Below are 24,829 nucleotides of genomic sequence, written 5' to 3' on the forward strand. Positions count from 1 at the left end.
GCAATCTTATCGCTTTTTTTTATTGCGTAAATGACTTAAGTTGGTTAGCAATCAGTTTTAGCTTTTTAATAGGTAATTTTATGCGCTCCTTTAGTAATGGACCCGATACACGTGGTTTATTTGGTAAGTTCGGTGGCCAGTATGTGGCTGAAACACTTATGCCATTAATTTTAGATTTAGGTCGTGAATACGAAAAAGCTAAAAATGATCCGCAGTTTATTGCTGAGCTGGCTTATTTTCAGCGTGATTATGTTGGCCGCCCAAGCCCTCTTTATTATGCGCAGCGCTTAACTGAGTTTTGCGGTGGGGCAAAAATTTACTTAAAACGTGAGGAGTTAAACCATACAGGCGCGCATAAAATTAATAACTGCATTGGGCAGATATTATTAGCAAAACGCATGGGTAAAAAACGTATTATTGCCGAAACAGGTGCAGGTATGCATGGTGTAGCTACAGCTACAGTGGCCGCTCGTTTTGGCTTGCAATGCGTTATTTATATGGGTAGTACAGATATTGATCGTCAGCAAGCTAACGTTTTTCGTATGAAATTATTGGGTGCTGAGGTTATTCCAGTTACTGCTGGAACAGGTACTTTAAAAGATGCGATGAATGAAGCGCTACGTGATTGGGTAACTAATGTAGATAGCACGTTTTATTTGATTGGCACAGTAGCAGGCCCTCATCCTTACCCGGCTATGGTTCGTGACTTTCAGGCTGTTATTGGTAAGGAAGTGCGTGCTCAATTAGCAGAACAAGAAGGTCGTTTGCCCGATAGTTTAGTTGCCTGTATTGGTGGTGGTTCAAACGCTATGGGCTTATTCCATCCTTTTTTAGACGATCAAGGTGTAAAAATTATTGGCGTTGAAGCAGCTGGTTTAGGTATAGAAACAGGTAAGCATGCAGCTAGTTTAAAAGGTGGAAAACCAGGTGTTTTGCATGGTAATAGAACCTATTTATTGCAAAATGAAGATGGACAAATTATTGACGCACATTCTGTATCTGCTGGGTTAGATTATCCTGGTATTGGACCAGAACATTCATGGTTAAATGACATTGGGCGGGTTGAGTATTGCGCAATTAAAGATGATGAAGCCTTAGCTGCCTTTCATCAATGTTGCCGTTTAGAAGGTATTATTCCAGCACTAGAGTCATCTCATGCGTTGGCTGAAATGTTTAAGCGCGCTCCTCAGTTACCTAAAGACCATATCATGGTGGTTAACTTATCAGGACGTGGTGATAAGGATATGCAAACAGTAATGCATTATGTTGCACAACAGGAGGCGCAAGCATGAGTCGTTTACAAAGCTGTTTTTCAGCACTTAAAGAAACCAATCGTGCAGCCTTGGTGACCTTTGTTACAGCGGGTGATCCTGATTATTCGAGTTCATTAGCTATTTTAAAAGGCTTAGCCAAGTCAGGAGCAGACGTTATTGAGCTAGGTATGCCTTTTACTGACCCTATGGCAGATGGTGCTGCGATTCAGTTGGCTAATATTAGGGCATTAAATAATGGTCAAACCCTGGCTAAGACTTTGCAAATGGTGGCTGAATTTCGTCAAGAAAATCAGCATACCCCAGTTGTTTTAATGGGCTACTTTAATCCCATCGAGTGTTATGGCACCGCTCGTTTTATTCAAGATGCTTTACAGGCTGGTGTAGATGGCATGATTGTGGTGGATCTACCGCCTGAGCATAATGATGACTTCTGCGATCCAGCTCAACAAGCAGGCTTAGATTTTATTCGTTTAACGACGCCGACAACAGATGACAAGCGCTTACCTGTAGTACTTAATAACAGTTCAGGTTTTGTCTATTACGTATCTGTAGCTGGTGTAACAGGCGCTGGCTCGGCGACTATGGCGCAAGTTGAAGAAGCGGTTACGCGCTTACGTCGGCATACAGAGTTACCAGTATGCATAGGTTTTGGTATTCGAACGCCTGAGCATGCAGCAGAAGTTGCAAAACGAGCTGATGGTGTGGTGGTAGGTTCAGCGCTTGTTAATAAGATTGGGCAAGCCGAGTCCAGTAAGCAGGCTGTAACAGAGGTGTTGCAGTTGTGCCAAGAGCTGGCAGATGCGGTACATCAAGCGCGTTAAGCGCTTGATGTAGAGCTTAGAGAGAAATTACTTTTTAGGTAACTCACCAAACATTTGCACGAGCATTTCTGGATTAGGCATACCAGGTTGCATTTGCAACATGCCCGTTGAATCCTTGTAGAAAATGGCTGGGGTGCCATTGGCGCCCATTTTTTGCATCATGTTCATATTCGTTTGCAGTAGCTGTTTCATTTCATCCGTTAACGCTGTTTCTTTAGCTGGCTGTTTACCACTTTCGTTGCCAGTTAAAGCTTGTGTTTTATCTTTTGCAGTTAAAATATAGCCTGCTTTTTTCTGGCTGCTTTCGCTTAAAATACCAACGACAACATGGCGAAGCTGTACTTTTCCAGCAGTAACCCATGGTTGAGCGCTATTCCAGAAGCGTTTGCAATAGGGGCAGTTAGGATCTGTAAAGACATAAACAATTTTGTCTGCTTTGTCAGAGCCTTCTTTAATCCAGTTTGTGGTTTCTAATTCTTTCCAGAAGGCTTCGCCTTGCGGGCGAGATACTTTTTCTTGAAGAATAGGGCCTGTCAAATCTTCTGCTTTGTCATTCAGTAAGCTACCAATTAATGCGTGCTTGCCATCAGAAGTAACATAGAGCGCTAAAGGACGGCCTTGATAAATACCAGTGTAGCCTTTTAGGCCACTTGGCGCATCAAAGGTATCTAGAATTTCAACACCGCGTTCTTGCATAGCTTTAATCGGCGCTGGGTGATCTTTTGTGTTAGCAAAACTTGGAAGTGCTAGCGCCATGGCTAGAGCAGAGACAAGTAATTGGTGTTTCATTGAATGTCCTCATGTTTTAAAGATGGTTGTATAAAGGATAATGCGTGAGCCAAACTACCAGCCGATAATTCTCCTAAATGGCTGTGCTTAAGCTGTCCATCCTTTGAATAAAATAGTGTTGTAGGTAATGATCTAGAGCCAACATGTTGCCCAGCGCGAGCATTACCATCGAAAAAAATATTTTCTAATGTTAAGCCTTGTTGTTGCAAAAATAACTGTACTTCCTGTTGCCCTTCACCTTGATTTAAATAAACAAAGGTAATGTCTCGGTGCATTTTTTGTGCTTTCTCTAACACTGGCATTTCTCGTCGACAAGGGGGACACCAAGTAGCCCACAAATTAACAACTAAAGGTTTACCTTTTAGGTCTTGCAAGTTTAGCGGTTTACCTTGCAAATCCCTAAGGGCGATATCGGGTAACTGCTGGCTGTTTTCAAAGGCATTTACAAGAGCCATACCACCCGCCCAGATAGCTATCCCCACTGTAAGGGCAATAGACAGTGGGCGGCGGATATTAGTTTTGTGCCAAAGATAATAAGCTGTGACCAACAATCCAGTTATGATACCGAAAGGCAGAGAAAAGCCGCCATCACGGATATCAATGACTTTCCAAATATCTACGTTGTAATGTTCAAAGTACTCTACAACAAAAGCCACACGTGCGCCTAAAGCACCTAAGATGAGAATGTTAAATAGCGCAGGTTCTGGATTCTTTTTTTCTTTGTAGCCTAACCAGCAGCCCACTAACCAAGCGCAAAAGAAACCTAAATACAGCAGCGCCAAGTTAACAGGTAATGCAATGGGACCCAGATTAATAGTTAGCACTGCCTAGCCCTATTGTTGAATTTGTTTTAGGTGGGTTAAAAACTGTTGCGCATTGACTTCGCCAGTAATCCGCCCTGCTCGCTTCTCATTACCGTCTGGGGCGAAAAACAAGATAGATGGAGGTGCGAATACGCCCACTTCTTTCATATAGGCATTTTGCTCATCTGTGCCATCGGTTACATCAAAGGTTATGATAACAACATCTTGTAGTGCGTTGATTACTTGTGGATTGCCAAATACATCGCGCTCCATAATTTTGCATGATACGCACCAGTCAGCGTAGAAGTCGATTAATGCCCATTGCTTGTTATTACGTGCTTGTTCTAGCTGGCGTTTAAGCTCACTTACAGACGTAATTTTATGATCTTTATTCAAGGTGCTGGTGGTGCTTGATGGAGAGCTGCTAGCCGTCTGCCATTGTGCTAAAGGTTTGAGAGGATCGACACCACCTGCCGCAAAGCCGAGTAACATAATGGCACTCCACATACCCAATAATACGCCTAGGTATTGAAAGAGAGTTTTTTTACGGCCTGAGAGGTTATTTTTAGCAAAAAATACAGCAACACCTAACAACCAGACAGCCCATAAGCCCAGTACGATATTCTCATCAAGAATGGCACGCAGAACAAAAATAGCTGCAGCAAGCAGTGCAAAACCAAATACATGGTTAACAGTTTCCATCCAGTCGCCAGGTTTAGGCAGCCAGCGAGTACCAAAGCTAATGGCCAATAATAACGGCGTGCCTATGCCAATGCCCAGCGCAAAGAGCGCTAGAGCGCCTGTTGTGGCATTACCTGTTTGTGCAATATAGAGTAGAACGCCGGCTAATGGCGCTGTCATACAAGGGCCAACTAAAACGGCAGATAATGCCCCCATCACCATAGCGCCAATATATTTGCCGCCCGTTTGTTTGCTGTCTAAGGCGGATAATCGGTCACGAATAAAGGCCGGTAACTCCAAGCGAAAAATGCCAAATTGAGCAATAGCTAGAATAATAAAGAGCGTAGCGAAAGGAACCAGAAGCCAAGTTTGTTGCAACATGGCTTGTAAGCTTTTACCGAGTGATGCTGCTAGAACACCTAAGCCAGCATAGATAATAGCCATAGGTAAAACAAAAGCTAAGCCATAACGCGCCCCGCTCCAGCCTCCAAGCTTATTGCCACCAATAACGCTGGTGAGGATAGGAATCATTGGCAAGGTGCAAGGGGTAAAGGCCAGTAATAAGCCCATGCCAAACAAGAATAGGACATTTACAAATAAGCTGGAGTTAGCTAAACGCTCAGCGATAGATTGATCTTCTGCTAAATTATTCGCGGATGATGTAGTGCTATCGACATCAAACGCTTGTGGCGGGTAACACAGTCCTTTTTCTGAGCAGCCTTGCCAAACAATAGTGTAGTTTTCAGGCAGTTGTTCAGGTAAGTTTAGATTGAGGTTATAGCGATAAATAGTGCTATCACCAAAAAATTCATCGCTATAAGGGATCCCTTCAGGCATATTTAAGGGAATAAGGTTACCTTGCTCATCGCGAATACCCGTGCGATGGCTATATAAATAGTAACCAGGCGCAATATCCCACTTTATTTGCTGTGCGTTTTTAGGGTCAAATTCAAACTTAAATGCTTCTTCCACAGGCAAGAAATCATGTTGTTCAAGCATTGGCAAAGAAGCTTGCGCGCTATAAACCCACAGTAGTAAGAATGCAAGAAAAAACCGAGGCATTGTGCACCTATAAAAATTCAACGTTTTTGCATGATCACCATGGGAAGTTAACGGTTTATTAAGATAACCTGTTAGTGATCAAAGTAGTCATTTAATCAGCAGTTAACAGTCTACAATCATAATCGACAGAATTACGCAAATGAGGCTTTGTCTATGCATGTGCTACTGATAGAGGATGATTCATTAATTGCTGACGGCATTATGACAGGACTGTCAGTTCAAGGCTTTACTGTAGATCACGTAAAAACCGCAGCGGCAGGTGCGCAAGCACTTTCTGTAGCTAGCTTTGATGCCATGATCTTAGATTTAGGGCTGCCTGATGAAGATGGCTTAAGCCTGTTAAATCGTTTACGCCAGCAAGGTGAAAGCTTACCTGTACTGATTTTAAGCGCGCGCGATTCAGTAAATCAGCGTGTTTCTGGTTTACAAGCAGGAGCGGATGATTACCTGTTAAAACCTTTTGATTTACGCGAGTTGGCTGCTCGTTTGCATACTTTACAACGACGCATGAGCGGTCGCGCTGTAAATATAATGGAGTATGGTGCTTTAACCTATGATCCTGCCAGTTGTGAAGTAAAATTGCAGGGCGAAACAGTCAAGCTTTCACGGCGTGAGCAAGCGTTATTGGTGTCGCTCATGCAAAATCCAGGGCATATTTTAAGCGCTGAGCAGTTACAGGACTCGTTATACGGTTTCAGTGATGGTGTGGAAAGTAACGCTGTAAACGTACATATTCACAATCTGCGCAGAAAATTAGGAAACAGCATTATTGAAACTGTACGTGGCTTAGGATTTAGATTGGGTAATAAACCATGAGTTTACGCCGCCGTTTGTTGCTGATTCTTGGTGGAACTTTCATTGCCTTATGGAGTTTGTCGGCGCTTTGGTTGCAGGGTGATTTACGTCGTGAAATATCCTCAGCCTTAGATGATCGATTAGAATCCTCAGCACAAATGGTGGCTGGTTTAGTATCTCAGTTACCGCCTACATTATTTAATAATCAAAGCTTTCCTTTTCCCTCTGAAAATCTTGGTGTACCCATTGGCTTAGCGTGTCAGGTGCGCTCTGTGCGTGGTGAAGTGATAGTACAAACTTCGCGCTCACCCAATGATGCACTCAATACTAATCAGTTATTAGGCTTTCATGAAGTTAGCTTGCCTGATGGCCGCTGGCGTACCTTTTCAGTACAACAAGGCTCGTTAATTATCACCACAGCAGATGAGATGACGGAACGGGAAACCTTAGAAAATGCGATTGTATTTGCTGGGGCATTTCCCGTTCTGTTAGCCCTTATTGGCAGTTTGGTGCTTATTTGGTTGGGAATTGGGCAAGGTTTGTATCCATTACGTCGCTTAGGGCAAATGCTGACAAACCGAAAAGCCGATGATATGTCAGAAATTAAAGTACGTTCTGTGCCAGCCGAGCTACGCCCTTTTGTTGTTTCCTTAAACCATTTGTTGACACGTATTGGAGTGGTGCTTGATCGTGAGCGGCGTTTTACTGATGATGCAGCACATGAGTTACGCACGCCATTAACTGCCATAAAAACACACCTGCAAATTGCTCAAATGACCCAAGGCGAAACTGCGAATACGGCATTGGAAAAAGCGGAGCAAGGTGTTGAACGGATGCAGCGCATGATCGAGCAATTATTGCTGCTAGCGCGGGTAGAAAATCGTCAAGATTATTTAGCCGAAGTAGAAAACAGTACGCCAGAGCAAATTGTTCGGCAAGCTATGGCGGCTTTAGTCGGTACTCAAGGATATGCTCGAATTAGTATTGATAATCAAATAGAGCGGCCCGTTAACATTCAAATACCAGAAACATTAGCTGTCATTGCTTTACGAAACTTACTAGAAAATGCGCTACGCTATAGCCAAGAAAATACCAAGGTACTGCTTTCACTTGAACAACAGGAAAACTCTGTGGTGTTCTCTGTGGCTGATATAGGTAAAGGTATTGATGATTCTACTATTGAACAAATGCAACAGCGTTTTTGGCGCAACAGCCAAGAACAACAAGGCTGTGGTTTAGGATTAGCTATTGTGCGTGCTATTTGCGAACATCATGATGCGCAATTAGCTTTAGAAAGAAATAAACAACAAGGCTTAACAGCGCATTTAATTATTAAAATAAGTTAAGCCGAGTATTAGCTCGAGGGCCGTGGAAATCTTGCTTTAGGTTAAATAGAGTCCAAATTTAGTAAAAATAATTTGAGTTTTTACAAAGTTAAGGCACAGTGAGCATGCTTATTTACTTAAGGATGTAAACACATGCACGCGATGGATTATGTAGTACAGCTTATATTGAGCGTCATTTTGATTGTAGGGGTTTATCAATTTTACTTTTTTACCCAACGCCACCCGATAAAAGAAGTAAAAAAATACCATTCAAAGTTGGATGAAAAAATCCCTTTCTGGTCCTCATGGGCTTGGATTTATAGTTTTCTTTATTATCCTGCGATTTTGTATCTCAACTGGGTTGTAACTGATGCTCGCCAATTTTTGATGATTGCCTTTACCTTTATTTGTTTATTGGTAATGCAGATGACCTGTTTCTTTTTGTATCCAGTTGCTGCGCCTGATCATTGGCGTACTCAGGTTACGGGAAAAAATCTCTCAGAACGGTTTTTACTTTTTGTTCAAAAATTTGATGCGCCATCAAATTGTTTTCCATCGATGCACGTTTCTGTAGCTACGTTGACAGCACTTTTTGCCTTCCCTACTCTCGGTTATGGCGTTATTTTATTCCCTGTTTTGATTGCCTTATCTTGTATCTTTACTAAGCAGCATTATTTGATTGACCTTCCATTTGGTGCATTGCTTGGCTGGTTAGCCTTCCAGATTTACGGATTCATTATTTAAAGTATTGTTTCGCGTGTTGCCTTCATAAGGTTTCACGTGAAACATTTCCTGCTAAGTTGCTAGCGTTTTATTGGTAAATTACAACCTTGGTTGACTATATAACCTAGTCTTTAACTAGATACGCTTAGGCTTTACCTTTGCCTGAGATAGTTATGAACCCGCACAATTTGATGCCGCAGCTACAAAGTGCAACCCCAGCTCAAGTTAGAGCCGCTTGTAGAGAGGGCTATCTTGGCCCTACATCAGGCATGGCGCAAGGCTGGATTCAAGCCAATTTAATCATTGTACCTAAAGAAGACGCGTGGAAAGTTCTGCTTTTTGCAACGCGTAATCCTATTGCCTGTCCGCTTCTTGATGTATTTGATACGGGAGCAACTAGCAGTGCATTGTTTCAAGGTGATATCCGCACTGACCTGCCAGCCTATCGTATTTATCAAGATGGAAAGTTAACTCAAGATTTAGTAGCAGATGTTAGCCGTTATTGGCGAGAAGATTTAGTAAGTTTTCTCTTCGGCTGTTCATTTAGTTTTGAAACTGCTTTGCAGCAACAGGGTATTGCTATTCGCCATATTGATGCTCAGCGTAATGTGCCTATGTATATCTCCAATATTGATTGCGCAGAAGCTGAGGGTATGCGAGGTAAAATGGTGGTATCAATGCGCTCCATTCCTGCGCATCAAGTAGCTGATGCTGTCAGAATTACAGCGCGCTATAGCAAAACGCATGGCAGTCCTGTACATATAGGTAATCCTGAATTTCTTGGCATAAACCATATTGAGCAGCCGGACTTTGGTGACGCGCCAGTTATCCAAGAGGGTGATCTACCTGTTTTTTGGGCGTGTGGCGTAACACCACAAGTGGCGGTATTAACGAGTAAACTGCCATTTTGTATCAGCCATTGCCCAGGAATGATGGCTATTATGGATCTTGAAGATAAAGATATTATTGATTTATAAGCAGTGTTTCACGTGAAACAAAAGGCGCTTTTTACAGCGCCTTTTGAATTTATAAAATGCCAACTGCAATAACAGGAAATAAGTACACCAAAATTAAGGCCAGTAGCATTACAAAAAAGAACGGAATAACGCCTTTAGAGACTTCTGCTAAAGAGCCTTTACCTACGGCTTGAATGACAAACAGATTCATGCCAACAGGCGGGGTAATTAAAGCAAACTCAATTAAGATGGCGAATAAAATGCCAAACCAAATGCGGTCAATTCCCATGGCATTTAAAGCGGGTAACAGAATGGGGATCATCAACATGAGTAGAGAAACAGACTCTAAGAACAATCCCATAATTAAAACAATGATGCCTACGACAATTAAGAAACCTGTTGGGCTAGAGAATACCTCAACAATAGTTGCTGTAATTTCTTGAGGAATATCATAAAGCGCCACCGCATGGCTAAATAGCTTTGCTCCTACAATAATCAAAAACAGCGTAACTGTAGTGCGTAAGCTATCCATGCAGGCCAGTTTGAAATCTGCCCAGCTTAAACGTTTCATGCACAGCACTATAATTAATGCTGCAATGGTTCCTACGCCCGCCGCTTCTGTTGGGGTGAATGCACCTGTATAAATACCGCTAATAATTAATAGCGCCAAGAGCACAGAGGGTAACGCACGAAAGCTACTTACTAGGCGTTCTTGACGGCTGGCTTTCTTAAGGCTTACTGCATTTTTGTCAAATAATGCATGAATAAAACAGTAAGCAATAAATAACCCTGTTAATAATAAACCAGGTATTAAGCCCGCTAAGAAAAGATCGACAATGGAGTCTTCAGTAATGGAGCTATAAATAATTAATGGAATGGAGGGTGGAATTAATATGCCTAAGGTTCCGCCTGCTGCCAATAAGCCAAAAACAAAACGACGCTGATAACCACGAGAAGTCATTTCACCAATAGCTACATTGCCAATGGTTGCGGAAGTTGCCACAGAGGAACCGCAAATAGCAGAAAAGAGTGCGCAGGATAAAATAGTGGCAATGCCTAAACCGCCTTTCCAGTGCCCTACCCAGCTTTGCATTGCAGAAAATAAATCTTTCCCGACACCACCGCGCAATAGAATATTCGACATTAATAAGAATAAGGGAACAGAGAGCAAAATAAAGCTATCAACCCCACTAATAAGGTTAATTGGCACAGCCGCTAATGGGATGCCTAATTGCCATAGCATGACAATAGCAACCAGTACAAAACAAAATGCAATAGGAACGCCGATTAACAGCAAAATCCACAAGCACAGTAAAATAATTAATGCAGTCGTCATGCTTGCTGATCCTTAATACCTTGCGTAGCTAAAATGTAAATTTCAACTAAAGACTGTAAAAATAATAATGAGAAACCAACAGGTAGCGATAGCTCAACTACCCAGCTTGGCAGAACCAATAAACTGGCAGATGCGCGGCTATGAGTTAAACTTTCCAATAAAGACTCAATGCTTAAAATAACCACAATGGCACTGACTAAAGCGATAACGAGTAACCCAGTCCAAGCACTAATAAGTTTCCCAAAGTAGCCAAACCGTTCAGCTACGAGTTCAATTTTTAATAACGCACCTTCTTTAAGAACGAAGGATGCGCCCAAATAGGTCGCCCATACTTGTGCAAGTAAGGAAAGCTCTTCTACCCAAATAGAGGGTGAGCCTAGTAGATAACGAGAGATAACTTCGTAGACAATAGCGAAAGCAACTAACACAAATAAAGTTGCGCCAATACCGCCTGCAAACTGACTGATGTTATTCATGCTGTTGTTGGGTTGTTTATTAGTTTGCATCTTGTTGTTCCCTAATTTGTTGATTGACTTTATCAACAGCGGTGAGTAGTTGCTCTCCTAGCTTGCCTGTGCGTTGCAGAAATTGTTGACGTACGGGAGCTGATGCAACCCGCCAGCTATCACGTTCTTCTTTGCTCAACTCAATAACTGTTGTATTGGGCTGAGCTGCAACAAATTCCTCGGCTTCGCGTTCTAATCGTGGAATATCATGGCGAAGTTGGTTTTCTGCGATACGCGCGGCTTGGGTTAGGATACTTTGTTGTTCCGTGCTTAAGTCATTCCAGCGCTGCTCATTAATCAATGAGACAAACTCAACGTCAGCATGGCGAGTTAAGGTAATGGATGGCATTAGTTGATAAAGCTTACGTGATTTAATAGCTAAAATGCCGCTTAAGCCTGCGTCAACAGTGCCTCTTTGATAGGCAAGGTATTGCTCTGCACCAGACAATAAAGTCGGCCCTGCCCCAACGGCAGTAATAAACTCACCAACTGTTTTACCAAAAACGCGCACCTTTTTACCCGCTAAGTCTTTTGGTGTACGAATAGCTGTGTGCGACATAATTACAGTACTGCCATAGGGTTGCCACCACATAACGCGGGTGCCTGTTTTACGCATAGCTTCATCTAAAGGTATGCGCACTGGGCTTTGAGGAGCAATAGCTGCGAGTACGGCATCTTGGTTATCAAACAGAAAGGGTAGATAAAAAAGATCAACGGCAGGAATGGTCCCTGCAAATTGTGTTAGCGAAATAATCCCCATATCTACAGCTCCAACGGCAATGGCCTTAGGCATTTCTTTATCGCTATAAAGCTGCGAAGCCGGGTAAATTTTTATTTTCATTTGCCCATGACTAAGGCGCTCTACTTCGTTAGCAAAGAGATGTAAGTTTTCACCTAGAGCATGTTTATCAGGTAATTGAGAAGCTAGGCGAAATTCAGTAATTGCAGCAAAACAAGATCCTGAAAAGACAATTAAACTAGCAATTAACAATGACTTTATTGAAGACATTGCGGTACCTTTGTATTGTTTTATTAATGATTGCTCAATTTTCCTACTTATTAGATTAAACCTTCAAGATATAAATTAAATACGCAATAAGAGGTGATTCCATAAAGAATTGTGCACGCAATCTCCTGTCTTTTACTTATTTTTAACTAAATATTGCACAGACTTTGCTATAATTAGTCTGGTTTATAGGACTTATTAACAGAATAGGAAATTTAGTTGATGTCAGAAAATATTATAATTATTGCTGGCTTTGTTATTGTTTCTTGCCTAGTGATGGCCGCTTATTATTTCTTTAATAAAGGAAAGCTAAAAAAATATGCTGAAGAAATGAAAGAACACAAAGCTGAGTTCGAAAAACTAGTGCGTGATCCTAATACTGTGCGTGTAGCTATGTGGATTAATATTGATGATCTAGAAAGCGAAGCCCACGGCTATTGGCATGAATATGAAACCAATCTTAGTAATGGTATAGGACGAAAAGTAAAAGTAGCCCTGTTTAATCCTGGTAGTTACCACTTTGTTGTTAGTAGCAACAGCAATAGATCAGTGCAAGGTGTGGCTATGGATGTAGAGCTTGAAGCGGGTGTAACCTATCAACTAGGTTGTAACAGTGAAGACGGCGCTTATTTTGTCGTAGATCCTGATCCAGACCGTTATGCCTACAAAGGCTAAAACTATTGTTAAAAACAGTACTGATAGCGGTACTGTTTTTGTTATTAGCTTAATTATTGGTTGTGCCTTATCAGGTATTTTATATTGGGTTAAACAGCAATATAGCTTTGAACAAATATCCGCTGTTGCCTATATCGCCTTTCTAGCTCAGATTTTATTGTATGCATGGCTAGGCCTTTTTCTTTTTTACAAATACACAATTAACTACTATGTGTTTTCTGCTGTTATTGGCTGCGAATTATTATTTAAAGCGCTTTACTCATTTGGCTGGTTAACACCGATGCTCAGTAGCTTACTGTTTACTAGTGTATTAGCGGGCGCGAGTTGGCTATTCAATAAAAAGCAAAAAACATCACTGGCCATTGTGCTGTCTATTATTTTTCAGTTGCTATTAGTACGAGATTGTATTTTCAGCTATGCCAGTCATCCATCTTGGTTGTTTTTAATGGAAAGTATTATATTAAGTAGCGTGCTGATTTGGCGATTAAAAGTACCTATTGAATCAGGTGATAACATACGCGCGGTCTAAATGCTCAAATTTGCAAATCAAACAACCAGGCTGCAAATCGATATTTTGCGTTATGCCTATTCATCTATTGAATATTAGGACGCTAATTGGTTGTTGATTACTATTAAGATAATTGAGCAGAACAGCTTAGTGTTTGATAAAAATGAAATATGCCTGCAAACAGCTGAACTAAAGGCACTTCAAGATGGGTTGTTAAGGCTGCAGAAAAATCCAGATTTAGAAAGTCAAATTGAATTTATTGAGCCGTGCCTTGGCTTTAGTAACAGTAATGGTTATCTTCAAATCCAACTGACCTATGGATTACAACCTTATCATTTGTCAGTTAGTGAAGAGCCATGTTGTTTTCAATTTCATATACAGCTAAAACTATTGCTCAATGGTTAGTACAACGGACTAATTTAATAACAGCATTTCCTGCTATTGAGATATAGCGCGAATAAAGTGGATAGATTAAGGCTTGGCATTACAGATTAAAAAGTTTATTGTTATGGCTGCCTTTAAACAAGGCAGCCAATACCTCTAAAAGCAGTGTTAAGCACTGATTCAAAATGAATAAATTAACTGTTGAATTACTAAAAACCGCTCACTACGACTCAGTAGATAACCGCGATATTTTACGTAATAGTGAATACTGTGGTTGTTTTAGCTGTTTAGATCAGTTTGACTACAAAAATATTGAAGAATGGTTAGATGATGGCGATACAGCACTTTGCCCATCATGCTGTGTAGACGCTGTTCTTGGTTCTGATTCAGATATTGCCCTAACTGAAGAATTCCTCCAGCTAATGCAAGACTACTGGTTTACACAAGGCAATAGAGCCAAGCTCGCTGAAGCATCATTAGATTAATGTTTCACGTGAAACACTTAAATTGAAATAAAAAAGGGAAGCTAAGCTTCCCTTTTTAATGTGCAGGCAACTTAGAAGTCTAAGTTCATAGCTGCCAGTGCGTTGCTTTCGATAAACTCACGACGTGGCTCTACGTTGTCGCCCATTAATGTATTGAAGATTTGATCTGCTGCGATGGCATCTTCAATAGTGACTTGTAGCATGCGACGGCTGTTTGGGTCCATGGTGGTTTCCCATAACTGCTCTGGGTTCATTTCCCCCAGACCTTTATAGCGTTGAATCGAGTAACGACGTTTTGTTTCGTTAATCAACCAATCAAATGCTTGCTTGAAGGTGGTAACTTCTTTGCGGCGTTCGCCTTTAGCAATATAAGCACCCTCTTCTAGCAGGTTAGCAATTTCATTGCCGAGTTCCACTATGCTTCGATAGTCATTGCTATTAAAGAAGTCATGGGCAAACATGGAGAATGTCGACAGGCCATGGGCCTTAACTTCTACTTCTGGCAACCATAATCCGCGTTCAGTATCTTCACGCACCGCAGCTGTGTATTCCTCACCAGAACGAGCACAGTCAGCAAAGCGTTGATTTAATGATGCAGCCCATACGTCAACCTTTGCTTTATCTTTAAGCTGTTCAACAGTGAGTTGTGGCAAATAGATAAAGTGCTCCGTAATTTCTTTTGGATACAGTCGGGATAAGCGATCCAAAGTTTTCATTACCGCACGATACTGGTTTATTAGGGTTTCTAAAGCTAAACCAGAAATAGCGGGTGCACTTTCATTAATATAAAGATTGGCTTCTTCAAGAGCTGACTGGGTCATGAATTCTTCCATGGCGTCGTCATCTTTGATGTATTGCTCTTGTTTACCGCGTTTTACTTTATATAGCGGTGGTTGTGCAATATAGATGTAGCCTTTTTCAACTAATTCAGGATATTGGCGAAAGAAGAAAGTAAGTAGCAAGGTGCGAATATGCGAGCCGTCAACGTCAGCATCCGTCATGATGATGATGTGGTGGTAGCGCAGCTTAGCTAGATTGTATTCTTCACGGCCGATACCGCAGCCTAATGCCGTAATTAGTGTGCCAACTTCTTGAGATGAAATCATCTTGTCAAAGCGTGCTTTCTCAACGTTTAGGATTTTACCTTTTAGTGGAAGAATAGCTTGGGTTTTACGATCTCGGCCTTGTTTGGCGCTACCGCCTGCCGAGTCCCCTTCCACTAAGTAAAGTTCAGATAAAGCCGGATCTTTTTCTTGGCAGTCTGCTAATTTTCCTGGCAATCCTGCAATGTCGAGAGCGCCTTTACGGCGAGTCATTTCACGGGCTTTACGCGCAGCTTCACGAGCGCGAGCTGCATCAATCATTTTGCCAACAATAGATTTAGCTTCGTTAGGGTTTTCAAGCAAATAATCGGCAAAGAATTTACCCATTTCTTGTTCAACCGCGCCACGTACTTCTGAGGAAACCAGTTTATCCTTTGTTTGTGAGCTGAATTTCGGATCCGGTACTTTGACTGAAATAATGGCGGTTAAACCTTCACGGGCATCATCGCCTGTAGTGGCAATTTTTTCTTTTTTGCCTAAGCCTTCAGACTCAATATAGCTATTTAGCGAGCGTGTGAGTGCCGCGCGGAAGCCTTGTAAGTGTGTACCACCATCCCGTTGAGGGATATTATTGGTAAAGCACTGTAGGTTTTCATTGAAGCCATCGTTCCATTGCATGGCCACCTCAACACCTACACCGTCATCTTCGCGTTGTACGTTAAAGTGGAAAACTGGGTTAACAATGGTTTTATTAGTGTTTAAATAATCAACAAATGCTTTTAAACCGCCTTCGTAGTGAAACTGCTCTTCTTTGCCAGAACGTTCATCTTTTAAGCGGATGGCTACTCCTGAGTTAAGGAATGATAATTCACGCAAACGCTTAGCTAAAATATCCCAGCTGAAATGAATATTACGGAAGGTTTCTTCAGAAGGCTTAAAGTGGATACGTGTGCCTGACTCAGAGGTTTCTCCAATAGGTGCCATTGGTGCTAAAGGTACACCATGGGCATAGTTTTGCTCCCAGACTTTACCTTGGCGGCGAATTGTCATGATCAGTTCTTTTGACAAAGCGTTTACCACTGAAACGCCCACGCCGTGTAAGCCACCAGAGACTTTATAGCTGTTATCATCAAACTTACCGCCAGCATGCAGCACTGTCATAATTACCTGTGCAGCTGATACGCCTTCCTCAGGATGAATATCAACTGGAATGCCACGGCCGTTGTCTTGTACGGTAATTGATTCATCGGTGTGGATGGTGATGCTTATGTCATCGCAATATCCAGCGAGGGCTTCGTCAATAGAGTTATCTACTACCTCGAAGACCATGTGATGTAAACCCGTACCGTCATCGGTATCGCCGATATACATGCCAGGGCGTTTGCGTACAGCATCCAGACCTTTTAGTACTTTAATACTGCTGGAGTCGTACGATTTATCTTCGCTCATGCGGTCACTCCCGATGGTGTAATCTGACCTTGTTTCACGTGAAACAATGTGATTGGTGTTTCCTTGCCCCAACCCTCGGTCATTAATAAATGATCAACGCAGGTGATAAACACCTGACAATTCAAATCTTCAAGCAAGCGACATAGTGCTTGCCGATGCGCTTGGTCTAGCTCTGAAGGCAAATCGTCAACCAGATAGATGCATTGTTGACGCTGCGCTTTGGCCAATAAGTAGCCTTGAGCTATACGTAAAGCACACACCACCAGCTTTTGCTGGCCTCTTGATAAGATATCCACTGCGTTATTTTTGCTGATACGTAAACGTAAATCGGCGCGCTGTGGTCCTGCTTGGGTGTAGCCCAGTGCAGAGTCTCTTTCTAAAGAGAGAGTGAGTACTTCTTGTAAATCTTTTTCTTTGTCCCAGCCTCGAAAGTAGCTTAGCGTTAGGCTAGGTACGTCAATTAGCTGAGCTAATACCTTCTCAAATACAGGTTTTAGTTGCTGTATATAGAGGCGTCTATAACTATCAAGTTCATTGCTGGCTAGGCAAAGTTCATGCTCCCAGCTATGTAGCAATAAAGGGTCTATTGTAGCATGACGGAGCAAAGAGTTTCTTTGCTTCAAACCAGTTTGCAGGCGTCGCCATGCGTCAAGAAATTTAGGCTCCATATGAAAAACCCCCCAATCCAAAAACTGCCGGCGTATTTTGGGTGAGCCTTCTAACAAACGAAAGCTATCAGGATTTATCAATTGGATTGGAAGTGTTTGAGCCAGTTGCGCAGCACTACGCACATTCTGTCCATTAATTTTAATTTGCAGCTCAGATTGTCGGTTGCGGCTAATACCTACATTAAACTCAGAGCCGTCACTATGTTGAATATTGCCAAATACAGTGCAAGCATTTTCTTCATGTTGAATAATAGGTTGCAAGCGTGAACTACGAAATGAGCGTGCCAATGCCAGTAGGTAAACCGCTTCTAATACGCTGGTTTTTCCGCTGCCATTAACGCCATGCAAAATATTAATGCGTGGTGAAAGATCAAGCGTCACCGGCTGCAAATTTCGCACGCCGGTGATAGATAAACGGCTTACTGCCATGAATACGACTTGCCTTATAGGCGCATTGGCATTACAACATAAGCAGAGGCGTCGTTATCTGATTCTTGTAACAGCGCACTGCTGTTGGAGTCAGACAAAATCATACGGACTTGCTCGGTAGACATAACGGTAAGCACATCTAACAAATAGCTCACATTGAAGCCAATATCAAGCTGTTCTCCAGCGTAATCAACAGAAACCTCTTCTTTGGCTTCTTCTTGCTCTGGGTTATTGGCTTGAATATTGAGTAAACCAGATTGCAGGTGCAACCGAATACCGCGGTATTTTTCATTTGATAAAATAGCAGTGCGGCTAAAGGCTTCTTTTAAGCCTTGACGATCAGCCAGTATAACTTTATCACCACCGCGCGGTAATACACGTTCATAATCAGGGAATTTACCATCTACCAATTTAGAGGTGAATGTAAATTCGCTGGTTGTGGCGCGGATATGGTTGTTGCCTAATACAATATTGGCGTGTTCTGCGTCGTTATTCATCAAACGAGCGAGCTCTAAAATACCTTTGCGCGGTACAATAACTTGGTGTACATCGGCCTTTTCAATACCTGTAGGTACGGAACACATGGCTAAGCGGTGCCCATCAGTAGCTACGGCACGTAACAAACCTGAGCGTAATTCTAGCAGCAAGCCATTTAGGTAATAACGAACATCTTGTTGTGCCATGGCAAAGCTTGTGCGCTCAATAAGATGGCGTAGTTTGCTTTGTTCGATATTAAGTGTGAGCGAACCTGGGCCATCCTCAACAGATGGAAAGTCATCTGCTGGTAACGTGGTTAGGGTGAAACGGCTGCGCCCAGATTTAATGGTGAGTTTTTGCTCTTCTAAACGAATATCTAACACGGCATCATTGGGTAAACTTTTACAGATATCCATAAGCTTACGTGCAGGCACTGTAATTTCACCGGCTTGTGCGGGTTCTTCTAAAGTAACACGCCCTACTAGCTCTACTTCAGTGTCTGTGCCTGTCATTGATAGGGTTTGTCCTTCAATAACCAAAAGTACGTTAGATAACACAGGCATAGTTTGGCGGCGCTCAACAACACCAGCAACCAATTGCAGTGGTTTTAACAGGGCTTCGCGCTGAATAGAAAATTGCATAATGTAATCCTTGCGTTAACTGGTTGCTGTTTAAGATGACAGAGTGCGATGAAGGTTTTTAAAGTCTTCACGAATGTCGGCATCGGTTTCGCGTAGTTCGGCAATTTTACGACAAGCATGCAGTACCGTGGTGTGATCACGCCCGCCAAAGGCTTCACCAATTTCCGGTAAGCTATGGTTAGTGAGTGTTTTTGCTAAAGCCATAGCAACCTGACGAGGGCGTGCAACTGAACGAGTGCGGCGCTTGGAAAGTAAGTCAGCTACTTTAATTTTGTAATACTCTGCCGTAGTACGCTGAATATTATCAATACTGATTAACTTTTCTTGTAAGGCTAGTAAATCTTTAAGTGATTCGCGAATGAGCTCAACAGTGATAGGCTCATTTGTGAAGTGTGAGTGTGCAATGCAGCGTTTTAATGCGCCTTCTAGCTCACGCACGTTAGAGCGAATACGTTGAGCGATAAAAAAAGCGGCATCATGTGAAAGCTCGACACGACTTTGCTCTGCTTTTTTCATCAAAATAGCAACGCGGGTTTCTAACTCTGGCGGTTCGACGGCTACGGTTAAGCCCCAGCCAAAGCGTGACTTTAAGCGTTCTTCTAAACCATCAATTTCTTTTGGATAGCGATCACTGGTGAGAATAACCTGTTGGTTGCCTTCTAGTAACGCATTAAAGGTATGGAAAAATTCTTCTTGCGAGCGTTCTTTATTGGCAAAAAACTGAATGTCGTCAATTAATAACGCATCAACAGAACGATAATAGCGTTTAAACTCATTAATTGCGTTTAACTGTAATGCTTTTACCATGTCTGCCACGAAACGCTCAGAATGCAAGTAAACAACCTTAGCATTTGGGTTTTTTTGCAGTAAATGGTTGCCTACAGCTTGCATTAAGTGCGTTTTACCTAAACCCACACCGCCATATAAGAATAATGGGTTGTAGCCATGTTTAGGATTATCAGCCACTTGCCAAGCAGCAGCGCGTGCTAATTGGTTTGATTTACCTTCCACAAAATTATCGAAAGTAAAGGTACGGTTTAACGTATTTTCGTGTTTGAGAGCGCCCTTTACTTCCTCAGTCCGTTCATCGCTTTGGATAGGCTCTGGAGCATTATTGGTTTCTAACAGGGGCTCATAGCTAACGCGAGTATTACTGCGACGAGTAGTTTTCTTTGGTGCTACAGGTTCTGGTGTTGGCTCAGGTTCAGTGTAACTAGTAGGCTCAGTGTAATTTGGCGTAACAGCTTGGCTAATTGTTGAGGCTTGAGGTTCATCAATAATGCGTACTTTTGCTGTGCGCATAGGTTTTACCGCAGGGCGTGATGGCGGCATGCGCGTACGGCTGCCAATCAACAATGCAATTGCAGGTGTTTCACCGTAGTTACGTTCAGCCATTAACTCTAAAATACGATCGAGGTACTTCTCATTGACCCACTCCAACACAAAGCGGTTTGGCGCATAGACATGCAGCTCCTCACCTTGGGCTTCAACTTGTAATGGTCGTATCCACGTATTAAAAAGTTGTGCGGGCAGCTCATCGCGTAAAACGTCGACACACTGTAGCCAAAGTTCGACAGACACAGAGACCCCTTAAGAAAAATAGAAATTAAACAATCTGATATTGTAGCGAGCACGGGTGGAGTTATCCACATAAAAAAACAGTTAATTTTAACTGTGCATAAAATATCTTGCTATCAGTTAAATACCTATAATAGTTTTTGTGTATAAGTATTTTTTTTTGCTTAGTTTTAAGTAGTTATCGAGCTAAATCAGGGATGTGAATAACTAGCCGCTTTACGGATGAAGAGTAAATCTATTGGGCAGCATGAATGAAGCTCATAGTAAAATTAAGCCCTTTAAGTTATGCACAGGTATAAAAGGTTAAGCACTTAGCTACTATGTCTTGTAAAGCAGAGCATTGAGCACCATTATTGATTAAGCTGTACCTTGTTGCATACTTTCATTAGGTTTGCCAAGAGACTAGAATTTTATGAGTTTATTAGCATTAACTGGCTGGTTATTAGCAGCATTTTTCGGCGCATGGATTTGGCACGGTCATGGTATTCGTGAGCGAGCATTAGCCTATGCGCAACAGCGCTGTACTCAACAAAAAGTTCAGCTACTTGACGGCAATGTGGCGTTTAAAGGTTGGGGGGTACGTAAAGACAGTAAAGGCTATAAACGCATTGCTCGCTTATATCAGTTTGAATTTACAGTCACTGCAGAGGAGCGCTTACTCGGGCAGGTTGAAATGTTTGGTAAGCGTTTAAACAAAATTAATTTTGCTCCCCATCCTTTATTGGATAGCCAGCCTCAACACACTGATATTGAGGCGACTAAGGTTGTACAAGAAGCGAAGGTTATTGAAATTTCAGCGTATTTTAAAGACCGTTAATAGGCATTCAATGAATAACCAATGCGTGCTAGCCATTGTGATTCTTTTACAAAGTCAGCTGCAGTAAGTGAGTTTTCTTCTAACCAACCATCAGGAAAGGTCACGTTGATGGCCTCTTTCTCTACATTGATTTGTGGGGTTGGAATTTCTACTGCGCCACGAATATGACGAAGCACCAAGGCAACACGCAGAATAATACAAAGACGAATCAACTCTTCCCCATCTTTACCGAAGGCTTTAAAGCGATCCACTGGAATATTGCGTCTATGCCCGCGAACAATTAAAGCCAGCATTTGTTGTTCTTTACGTGAAAAGCCGTCTAAATCAGAATGTTCAACTAGATAGGCACCATGTTTATGGTAGTGATAATGAGCAATGTCTAAGCCCACCTCGTGAACGCGCGCTGCCCAACGCAACATTTCAATATGCCATTCTTCTTCTAGTTGCCATGGTTGTTTAACTTGTTCATAGACTTCAACTGCCATCGCCTCTACTCGTTCAGCTTGTTGCATATCAACGTGGCTACGCTCCATCAAGCCTAACAATGAACGCTCACGTACATCCTCATGTTGATAACGCCCTAGTAAGTCATAGAGTACGCCTTCACGTAAGGCACCATCTGAAATGCCCATGGCTTCTACTGAAAGTGCATCAAAAATAGCGTCAAGAATTGCTAAGCCTGCTGGTAAAATAGCTGCTCGATCTGCTTTAACGCCAGCGATATTAACGTCATTGACATGGTCAAGCTTTAATACCTTACGTTTAAGCCAAGCAATCCCTTCTTTGCTTACCCCGCCTTCTGTTAACCCAGCGGCACCTAATGCATGCCCAATAGAACGAATAGTGCCTGATGAACCTACAGCCTCTTGCCAGCCCATACGAGCAACGCTGGCTTCTAAATCCATTAACTCTAAACGTGCAGCGGTATAGGCTTTTTTATAGGCATCAGCGGTGATTTTGCCATCAGCGAAAAATTTTTTAGTGTATGCTACACAGCCCATTTGCAGGCTGCCACGCAACTGTGATTCAAAATGCTGACCAATAATGAACTCAGTGCTGCCACCGCCAATATCAACCACAAGACGTTTGCCTGGTGTATTGGGCAGGGTATGGGATACACCTAAGTAAATAAGTCGAGCTTCTTCTCGACCAGCAATAACTTCCACTTCATGGCCAATTAAGGCTTGCGCCCGTTCAATAAAGTCTTGACGGTTATGTGCAACTCGCAATGAGCTAGTGCCTACTATACGAACAGCTCCTTGTGGTAGTTCTTGAATAAGCTGGGCAAATCGGCCTAAACAATCAAGCCCGCGCTGCATGGCGTCTTCGTGTAGTTGCAAGTTGTCATCAATACCTGCTGCAAGTTGTACTTTCTCACCAATACGCTCAAGGATGCGAAACCCTTGTTGATCGGTTTTAGCAAGAACCATGTGAAAGCTATTGGAGCCTAAATCAATGGCAGCAATTAAGGGAAAACTCTTAGGTGCGGTAACTGGCATGCCCAACATTCCAAGTCGATAACTATGCACAGTCTGCCATGCTAGGGCTTGAACGCCAATGTTAAAAGTTTGGGAAATTGATCATAATCGACAAATGACATTTTTTTCTGACTTTCGATCTAGAGCAAGTCGAGCTATGATGGCAAACAAATTTGAATCTAACTCCCGCCAAATCGGAGAATTTCATGAGTGATTTGATTAAAAACATCAGTGATGCCAGCTTTGAGCAAGATGTTTTAAACGCAGAAGGTCCAGTGCTGGTAGATTACTGGGCAGAATGGTGCAGCCCTTGTAAACGAATTGCGCCTATTCTTGAAGAAATTGCGGAAGAATACGCTGGTAAAGTAACTATTTGTAAATTAAACATTGATGATAACCGTGATACCCCAGTTAAATTTGGTGTACGTGGTATCCCTACGCTAATGCTGTTCAAAGGCGGCAACATTGAAGGCACTAAAGTAGGTGCGTTATCTAAGTCGCAACTAGCTACTTTCCTAGATGATAATCTATAATTTTTAGATTAAAATTGTAAAAGATTGTGCGTCCGTTGGTGAATTTTTTGTTTTCACACTGGACGTACGATCACGCAAGTGCTAGATTTCGACTGTAGCGCGCAAGTCGCTACATATTCCGCATGCCGTTGCCGTCCCGTCTAAATCAGGATCAGAAACTTCAAAGTTTTCACCTCACGGCACGCTTTATCAAGCTTAACGCTTGCTTACTTTAATAATTATTCTACTTCCATCATCCCTCTATGAATCTAACTGAATTAAAGCAAAAGCCAATTACTGAACTGTTACAAATGGCAGAGGACATGGGCCTTGAGAATATGGCTCGTTCTCGTAAACAAGACATCATCTTCTCGATCTTAAAGCGCCACGCAAAAAGCGGCGAAGAGATTTCTGGCGATGGCGTACTGGAAATTTTGCAAGATGGTTTTGGTTTCTTGCGTTCAGCCGATTCTTCGTACTTGGCAGGTCCAGACGATATCTATGTATCGCCTAGCCAGATCCGCCGTTTTAACTTACGTACGGGCGATACTATTCACGGCAAAATTCGCCCACCAAAAGATGGCGAGCGTTATTTTGCGTTACTAAAAGTTGATACTATCAACTTTGACCGTCCAGAAAATGCCCGCAGTAAAATCCTATTTGAAAACTTAACGCCGCTATTCCCTAACCAACGTTTATTAATGGAAATGGGTAATGGTTCGCGTGAGGATTTAACGGGCCGGGTAATTGACTTGGCTGCGCCTATTGGTAAAGGTCAGCGTGGCCTGATTGTGGCGCCACCCAAAGCAGGTAAAACCTTAATGCTGCAAAATATTGCAGCCAACATTACACGTAACAATCCTGAATGCCACTTAATTGTATTATTAATTGATGAGCGCCCAGAAGAAGTAACAGAAATGCAGCGTACAGTACGCGGTGAAGTAGTTGCTTCTACCTTTGATGAGCCGCCAATGCGCCATGTACAAGTGGCAGAAATGGTGATTGAGAAAGCCAAGCGTTTAGTTGAGCATAAAAAAGACGTTGTTATTCTGCTTGATTCTATTACGCGTTTAGCGCGTGCCTATAACACTGTTATTCCAAGTTCTGGCAAAGTCTTAACAGGTGGTGTTGATGCACATGCATTAGAAAAACCAAAACGCTTCTTTGGTGCAGCACGTAATATCGAAGAAGGCGGATCACTTACCATTATCGCAACAGCGCTGGTTGAAACTGGCTCGAAAATGGATGAAGTGATTTACGAAGAATTCAAAGGCACAGGCAACATGGAGTTGCAATTGGATCGTCGTATTGCGGAAAAACGTGTATTCCCAGCGATTAACATTAATCGTTCAGGCACACGCCGCGAAGAGCTACTCACTTCTGAAGAAGAGCTACAACGTATGTGGATTCTGCGTAAGCTGCTGCATCCTATGGATGAAATTGCAGCCGTTGAGTTCTTACTGGATAAGCTCAAAGATACCAAAACCAACGATGAGTTCTTCTTGGCGATGAAACGCGGTAAATAAGCGTTACACATCTTCAGTCGGTTGGTGGCAAGGCGCTGTGATCCAGTAGCTTACAGCGCCAGCTCCCACCGCAAGGTTTGGG

The 24,829-nt window shown here is 42.4% G+C and carries 24 protein-coding genes; 13 read left to right on the top strand and 11 right to left on the bottom strand.

Translation table 11 applies throughout. The features are described 5' to 3' along the window. Nucleotides 1-80: 80 nt before the first annotated feature. A complete protein-coding gene (gene trpB / locus VQ643_RS02500; RefSeq protein ID WP_414197691.1) occupies nucleotides 81-1,292 on the top strand; it encodes a tryptophan synthase subunit beta in 1,212 nt (403 codons plus the stop codon). Then, the gene (gene trpA, locus VQ643_RS02505; protein WP_414197692.1) at nucleotides 1,289-2,095 is read left to right on the top strand and encodes a tryptophan synthase subunit alpha; all 807 of its coding nucleotides are present in this window, start codon (nucleotides 1,289-1,291) and stop codon (nucleotides 2,093-2,095) included. The genes trpB and trpA overlap by 4 nt, the downstream gene beginning before the upstream one ends. A 27-nt stretch (nucleotides 2,096-2,122) precedes the next feature. Here the strand turns inward: trpA and dsbG are convergent, their stop codons facing one another. The 3 genes from dsbG to dsbD are packed head-to-tail and all read right to left on the bottom strand — an operon-like array spanning nucleotide 2,123 to nucleotide 5,430. Continuing rightward, nucleotides 2,123-2,884, bottom strand: coding sequence for a thiol:disulfide interchange protein DsbG (gene dsbG, locus VQ643_RS02510; protein WP_414197693.1), 762 nt, complete (start codon nucleotides 2,882-2,884; stop codon nucleotides 2,123-2,125). Further along, on the bottom strand, nucleotides 2,881-3,708 hold the full coding sequence (locus VQ643_RS02515; RefSeq protein WP_414197694.1) for a prolipoprotein diacylglyceryl transferase family protein: 828 nt from the start codon (nucleotides 3,706-3,708) through the stop codon (nucleotides 2,881-2,883). Before VQ643_RS02515 ends, dsbG begins: the two co-directional genes overlap by 4 nt. Before the next feature lie 9 nt (nucleotides 3,709-3,717). Then, the gene (dsbD, locus tag VQ643_RS02520) at nucleotides 3,718-5,430 is read right to left on the bottom strand and encodes a protein-disulfide reductase DsbD (protein ID WP_414197695.1); all 1,713 of its coding nucleotides are present in this window, start codon (nucleotides 5,428-5,430) and stop codon (nucleotides 3,718-3,720) included. 153 nt (nucleotides 5,431-5,583) lie between these two features. Here dsbD and VQ643_RS02525 point away from each other — a divergent pair, with 153 nt between their 5' ends. From VQ643_RS02525 to VQ643_RS02540, 4 genes are all read left to right on the top strand, one after another. Next, complete coding sequence (locus VQ643_RS02525) at nucleotides 5,584-6,246, top strand: response regulator (protein ID WP_414197696.1); 663 nt, start codon at nucleotides 5,584-5,586, stop codon at nucleotides 6,244-6,246. Beyond that, nucleotides 6,243-7,571, top strand: a complete 1,329-nt coding sequence (locus VQ643_RS02530) for an ATP-binding protein (protein ID WP_414197697.1) — start codon at nucleotides 6,243-6,245, stop codon at nucleotides 7,569-7,571. The genes VQ643_RS02525 and VQ643_RS02530 overlap by 4 nt, the downstream gene beginning before the upstream one ends. A 132-nt stretch (nucleotides 7,572-7,703) precedes the next feature. Then, nucleotides 7,704-8,294 (top strand): phosphatase PAP2 family protein, encoded by a 591-nt coding sequence (locus tag VQ643_RS02535; protein WP_414197698.1) that lies wholly within the window; start codon nucleotides 7,704-7,706, stop codon nucleotides 8,292-8,294. A 152-nt stretch (nucleotides 8,295-8,446) separates the two neighbouring features. Next, complete coding sequence (locus VQ643_RS02540) at nucleotides 8,447-9,250, top strand: putative hydro-lyase (protein ID WP_414197699.1); 804 nt, start codon at nucleotides 8,447-8,449, stop codon at nucleotides 9,248-9,250. A 49-nt stretch (nucleotides 9,251-9,299) separates the two neighbouring features. Here VQ643_RS02540 and VQ643_RS02545 read toward each other — a convergent pair whose 3' ends face one another. From VQ643_RS02545 to dctP, 3 genes are read right to left on the bottom strand one after another with little or no spacing between them, the layout of a single operon-like run. Further along, entirely contained in the window at nucleotides 9,300-10,565 is a 1,266-nt protein-coding gene (locus tag VQ643_RS02545; RefSeq protein WP_414197700.1) for a TRAP transporter large permease, read from the bottom strand. After that, on the bottom strand, nucleotides 10,562-11,071 hold the full coding sequence (locus VQ643_RS02550) for a TRAP transporter small permease (RefSeq protein WP_414197701.1): 510 nt from the start codon (nucleotides 11,069-11,071) through the stop codon (nucleotides 10,562-10,564). The genes VQ643_RS02545 and VQ643_RS02550 overlap by 4 nt, the downstream gene beginning before the upstream one ends. After that, on the bottom strand, nucleotides 11,061-12,080 hold the full coding sequence (dctP, locus tag VQ643_RS02555; protein WP_414197702.1) for a TRAP transporter substrate-binding protein DctP: 1,020 nt from the start codon (nucleotides 12,078-12,080) through the stop codon (nucleotides 11,061-11,063). Before dctP ends, VQ643_RS02550 begins: the two co-directional genes overlap by 11 nt. 219 nt (nucleotides 12,081-12,299) lie before the next feature. On the opposite strand from dctP, the gene VQ643_RS02560 reads away from it, so the two are divergent. The 4 genes from VQ643_RS02560 to VQ643_RS02575 all read left to right on the top strand — a co-directional run bounded on the left by VQ643_RS02560 (nucleotide 12,300) and on the right by VQ643_RS02575 (nucleotide 14,129). Beyond that, nucleotides 12,300-12,752: a hypothetical protein gene (locus VQ643_RS02560; protein WP_414197703.1), complete on the top strand. Its 453-nt coding sequence runs from the start codon at nucleotides 12,300-12,302 to the stop codon at nucleotides 12,750-12,752. Then, on the top strand, nucleotides 12,736-13,281 hold the full coding sequence (locus VQ643_RS02565; protein WP_414197704.1) for a hypothetical protein: 546 nt from the start codon (nucleotides 12,736-12,738) through the stop codon (nucleotides 13,279-13,281). Before VQ643_RS02560 ends, VQ643_RS02565 begins: the two co-directional genes overlap by 17 nt. A 129-nt stretch (nucleotides 13,282-13,410) precedes the next feature. After that, nucleotides 13,411-13,665, top strand: a complete 255-nt coding sequence (locus VQ643_RS02570; protein ID WP_414197705.1) for a hypothetical protein — start codon at nucleotides 13,411-13,413, stop codon at nucleotides 13,663-13,665. A 164-nt stretch (nucleotides 13,666-13,829) separates the two neighbouring features. Continuing rightward, nucleotides 13,830-14,129 (top strand): cytoplasmic protein, encoded by a 300-nt coding sequence (locus tag VQ643_RS02575; protein ID WP_414197706.1) that lies wholly within the window; start codon nucleotides 13,830-13,832, stop codon nucleotides 14,127-14,129. A 71-nt stretch (nucleotides 14,130-14,200) separates the two neighbouring features. Here the strand turns inward: VQ643_RS02575 and gyrB are convergent, their stop codons facing one another. The 4 genes from gyrB to dnaA are packed head-to-tail and all read right to left on the bottom strand — an operon-like array spanning nucleotide 14,201 to nucleotide 20,417. Continuing rightward, nucleotides 14,201-16,621 carry a DNA topoisomerase (ATP-hydrolyzing) subunit B gene (gene gyrB / locus VQ643_RS02580; protein ID WP_414197707.1) on the bottom strand — a complete coding sequence of 807 codons (2,421 nt, stop codon included), beginning with the start codon at nucleotides 16,619-16,621 and terminating at the stop codon, nucleotides 14,201-14,203. Beyond that, nucleotides 16,618-17,718: a DNA replication/repair protein RecF gene (gene recF / locus VQ643_RS02585; protein ID WP_414197708.1), complete on the bottom strand. Its 1,101-nt coding sequence runs from the start codon at nucleotides 17,716-17,718 to the stop codon at nucleotides 16,618-16,620. The genes gyrB and recF overlap by 4 nt, the downstream gene beginning before the upstream one ends. Nucleotides 17,719-17,732: 14 nt before the next feature. Further along, a complete protein-coding gene (dnaN, locus tag VQ643_RS02590; RefSeq protein ID WP_414197709.1) occupies nucleotides 17,733-18,836 on the bottom strand; it encodes a DNA polymerase III subunit beta in 1,104 nt (367 codons plus the stop codon). Nucleotides 18,837-18,866: 30 nt separating this feature from the next. Next, on the bottom strand, nucleotides 18,867-20,417 hold the full coding sequence (dnaA, locus tag VQ643_RS02595) for a chromosomal replication initiator protein DnaA (protein WP_414197710.1): 1,551 nt from the start codon (nucleotides 20,415-20,417) through the stop codon (nucleotides 18,867-18,869). Between the two features lie 409 nt (nucleotides 20,418-20,826). Between dnaA and VQ643_RS02600 the strand changes: the two genes are divergently transcribed. After that, nucleotides 20,827-21,231 carry a DUF3301 domain-containing protein gene (locus VQ643_RS02600; RefSeq protein ID WP_414197711.1) on the top strand — a complete coding sequence of 135 codons (405 nt, stop codon included), beginning with the start codon at nucleotides 20,827-20,829 and terminating at the stop codon, nucleotides 21,229-21,231. On the opposite strand, the gene ppx is transcribed toward VQ643_RS02600, so the two are convergent. Further along, nucleotides 21,228-22,730: an exopolyphosphatase gene (gene ppx / locus VQ643_RS02605; RefSeq protein ID WP_414197712.1), complete on the bottom strand. Its 1,503-nt coding sequence runs from the start codon at nucleotides 22,728-22,730 to the stop codon at nucleotides 21,228-21,230. The two genes, VQ643_RS02600 and ppx, sit on opposite strands and share 4 nt — an antisense overlap. Before the next feature lie 185 nt (nucleotides 22,731-22,915). Here ppx and trxA point away from each other — a divergent pair, with 185 nt between their 5' ends. Continuing rightward, a complete protein-coding gene (gene trxA / locus VQ643_RS02610; protein ID WP_414197713.1) occupies nucleotides 22,916-23,242 on the top strand; it encodes a thioredoxin TrxA in 327 nt (108 codons plus the stop codon). A 242-nt stretch (nucleotides 23,243-23,484) separates the two neighbouring features. Then, nucleotides 23,485-24,747: a transcription termination factor Rho gene (rho, locus tag VQ643_RS02615; protein WP_414197714.1), complete on the top strand. Its 1,263-nt coding sequence runs from the start codon at nucleotides 23,485-23,487 to the stop codon at nucleotides 24,745-24,747. The last annotated feature ends 82 nt before the right edge of the window (nucleotides 24,748-24,829 follow it).

It is taken from the genome of Pseudomonas sp. F1_0610 (assembly GCF_047470865.1).
In the GTDB taxonomy this organism is placed as follows: Bacteria; Pseudomonadota; Gammaproteobacteria; order Pseudomonadales; family Pseudomonadaceae; genus JAZDRH01.

Excerpts from the sequence above, each read along its gene's own strand:
- trpB (WP_414197691.1), top strand. The coding sequence starts at position 81 with ATGCGCTCCTTTAGTAATGGACCCGATACACGTGGTTTATTTGGTAAG.
- trpA (WP_414197692.1), top strand. The coding sequence starts at position 1,289 with ATGAGTCGTTTACAAAGCTGTTTTTCAGCACTTAAAGAAACCAATCGT.
- dsbG (WP_414197693.1), bottom strand. The coding sequence starts at position 2,884 with ATGAAACACCAATTACTTGTCTCTGCTCTAGCCATGGCGCTAGCACTT.
- dsbD (WP_414197695.1), bottom strand. The coding sequence starts at position 5,430 with ATGCCTCGGTTTTTTCTTGCATTCTTACTACTGTGGGTTTATAGCGCG.
- VQ643_RS02525 (WP_414197696.1), top strand. The coding sequence starts at position 5,584 with ATGCATGTGCTACTGATAGAGGATGATTCATTAATTGCTGACGGCATT.
- VQ643_RS02530 (WP_414197697.1), top strand. The coding sequence starts at position 6,243 with ATGAGTTTACGCCGCCGTTTGTTGCTGATTCTTGGTGGAACTTTCATT.
- VQ643_RS02535 (WP_414197698.1), top strand. The coding sequence starts at position 7,704 with ATGCACGCGATGGATTATGTAGTACAGCTTATATTGAGCGTCATTTTG.
- VQ643_RS02540 (WP_414197699.1), top strand. The coding sequence starts at position 8,447 with ATGAACCCGCACAATTTGATGCCGCAGCTACAAAGTGCAACCCCAGCT.
- VQ643_RS02545 (WP_414197700.1), bottom strand. The coding sequence starts at position 10,565 with ATGACGACTGCATTAATTATTTTACTGTGCTTGTGGATTTTGCTGTTA.
- VQ643_RS02550 (WP_414197701.1), bottom strand. The coding sequence starts at position 11,071 with ATGCAAACTAATAAACAACCCAACAACAGCATGAATAACATCAGTCAG.
- dctP (WP_414197702.1), bottom strand. The coding sequence starts at position 12,080 with ATGTCTTCAATAAAGTCATTGTTAATTGCTAGTTTAATTGTCTTTTCA.
- VQ643_RS02560 (WP_414197703.1), top strand. The coding sequence starts at position 12,300 with ATGTCAGAAAATATTATAATTATTGCTGGCTTTGTTATTGTTTCTTGC.
- VQ643_RS02565 (WP_414197704.1), top strand. The coding sequence starts at position 12,736 with ATGCCTACAAAGGCTAAAACTATTGTTAAAAACAGTACTGATAGCGGT.
- VQ643_RS02575 (WP_414197706.1), top strand. The coding sequence starts at position 13,830 with ATGAATAAATTAACTGTTGAATTACTAAAAACCGCTCACTACGACTCA.
- gyrB (WP_414197707.1), bottom strand. The coding sequence starts at position 16,621 with ATGAGCGAAGATAAATCGTACGACTCCAGCAGTATTAAAGTACTAAAA.
- recF (WP_414197708.1), bottom strand. The coding sequence starts at position 17,718 with ATGGCAGTAAGCCGTTTATCTATCACCGGCGTGCGAAATTTGCAGCCG.
- dnaN (WP_414197709.1), bottom strand. The coding sequence starts at position 18,836 with ATGCAATTTTCTATTCAGCGCGAAGCCCTGTTAAAACCACTGCAATTG.
- VQ643_RS02600 (WP_414197711.1), top strand. The coding sequence starts at position 20,827 with ATGAGTTTATTAGCATTAACTGGCTGGTTATTAGCAGCATTTTTCGGC.
- ppx (WP_414197712.1), bottom strand. The coding sequence starts at position 22,730 with ATGCCAGTTACCGCACCTAAGAGTTTTCCCTTAATTGCTGCCATTGAT.
- trxA (WP_414197713.1), top strand. The coding sequence starts at position 22,916 with ATGAGTGATTTGATTAAAAACATCAGTGATGCCAGCTTTGAGCAAGAT.
- rho (WP_414197714.1), top strand. The coding sequence starts at position 23,485 with ATGAATCTAACTGAATTAAAGCAAAAGCCAATTACTGAACTGTTACAA.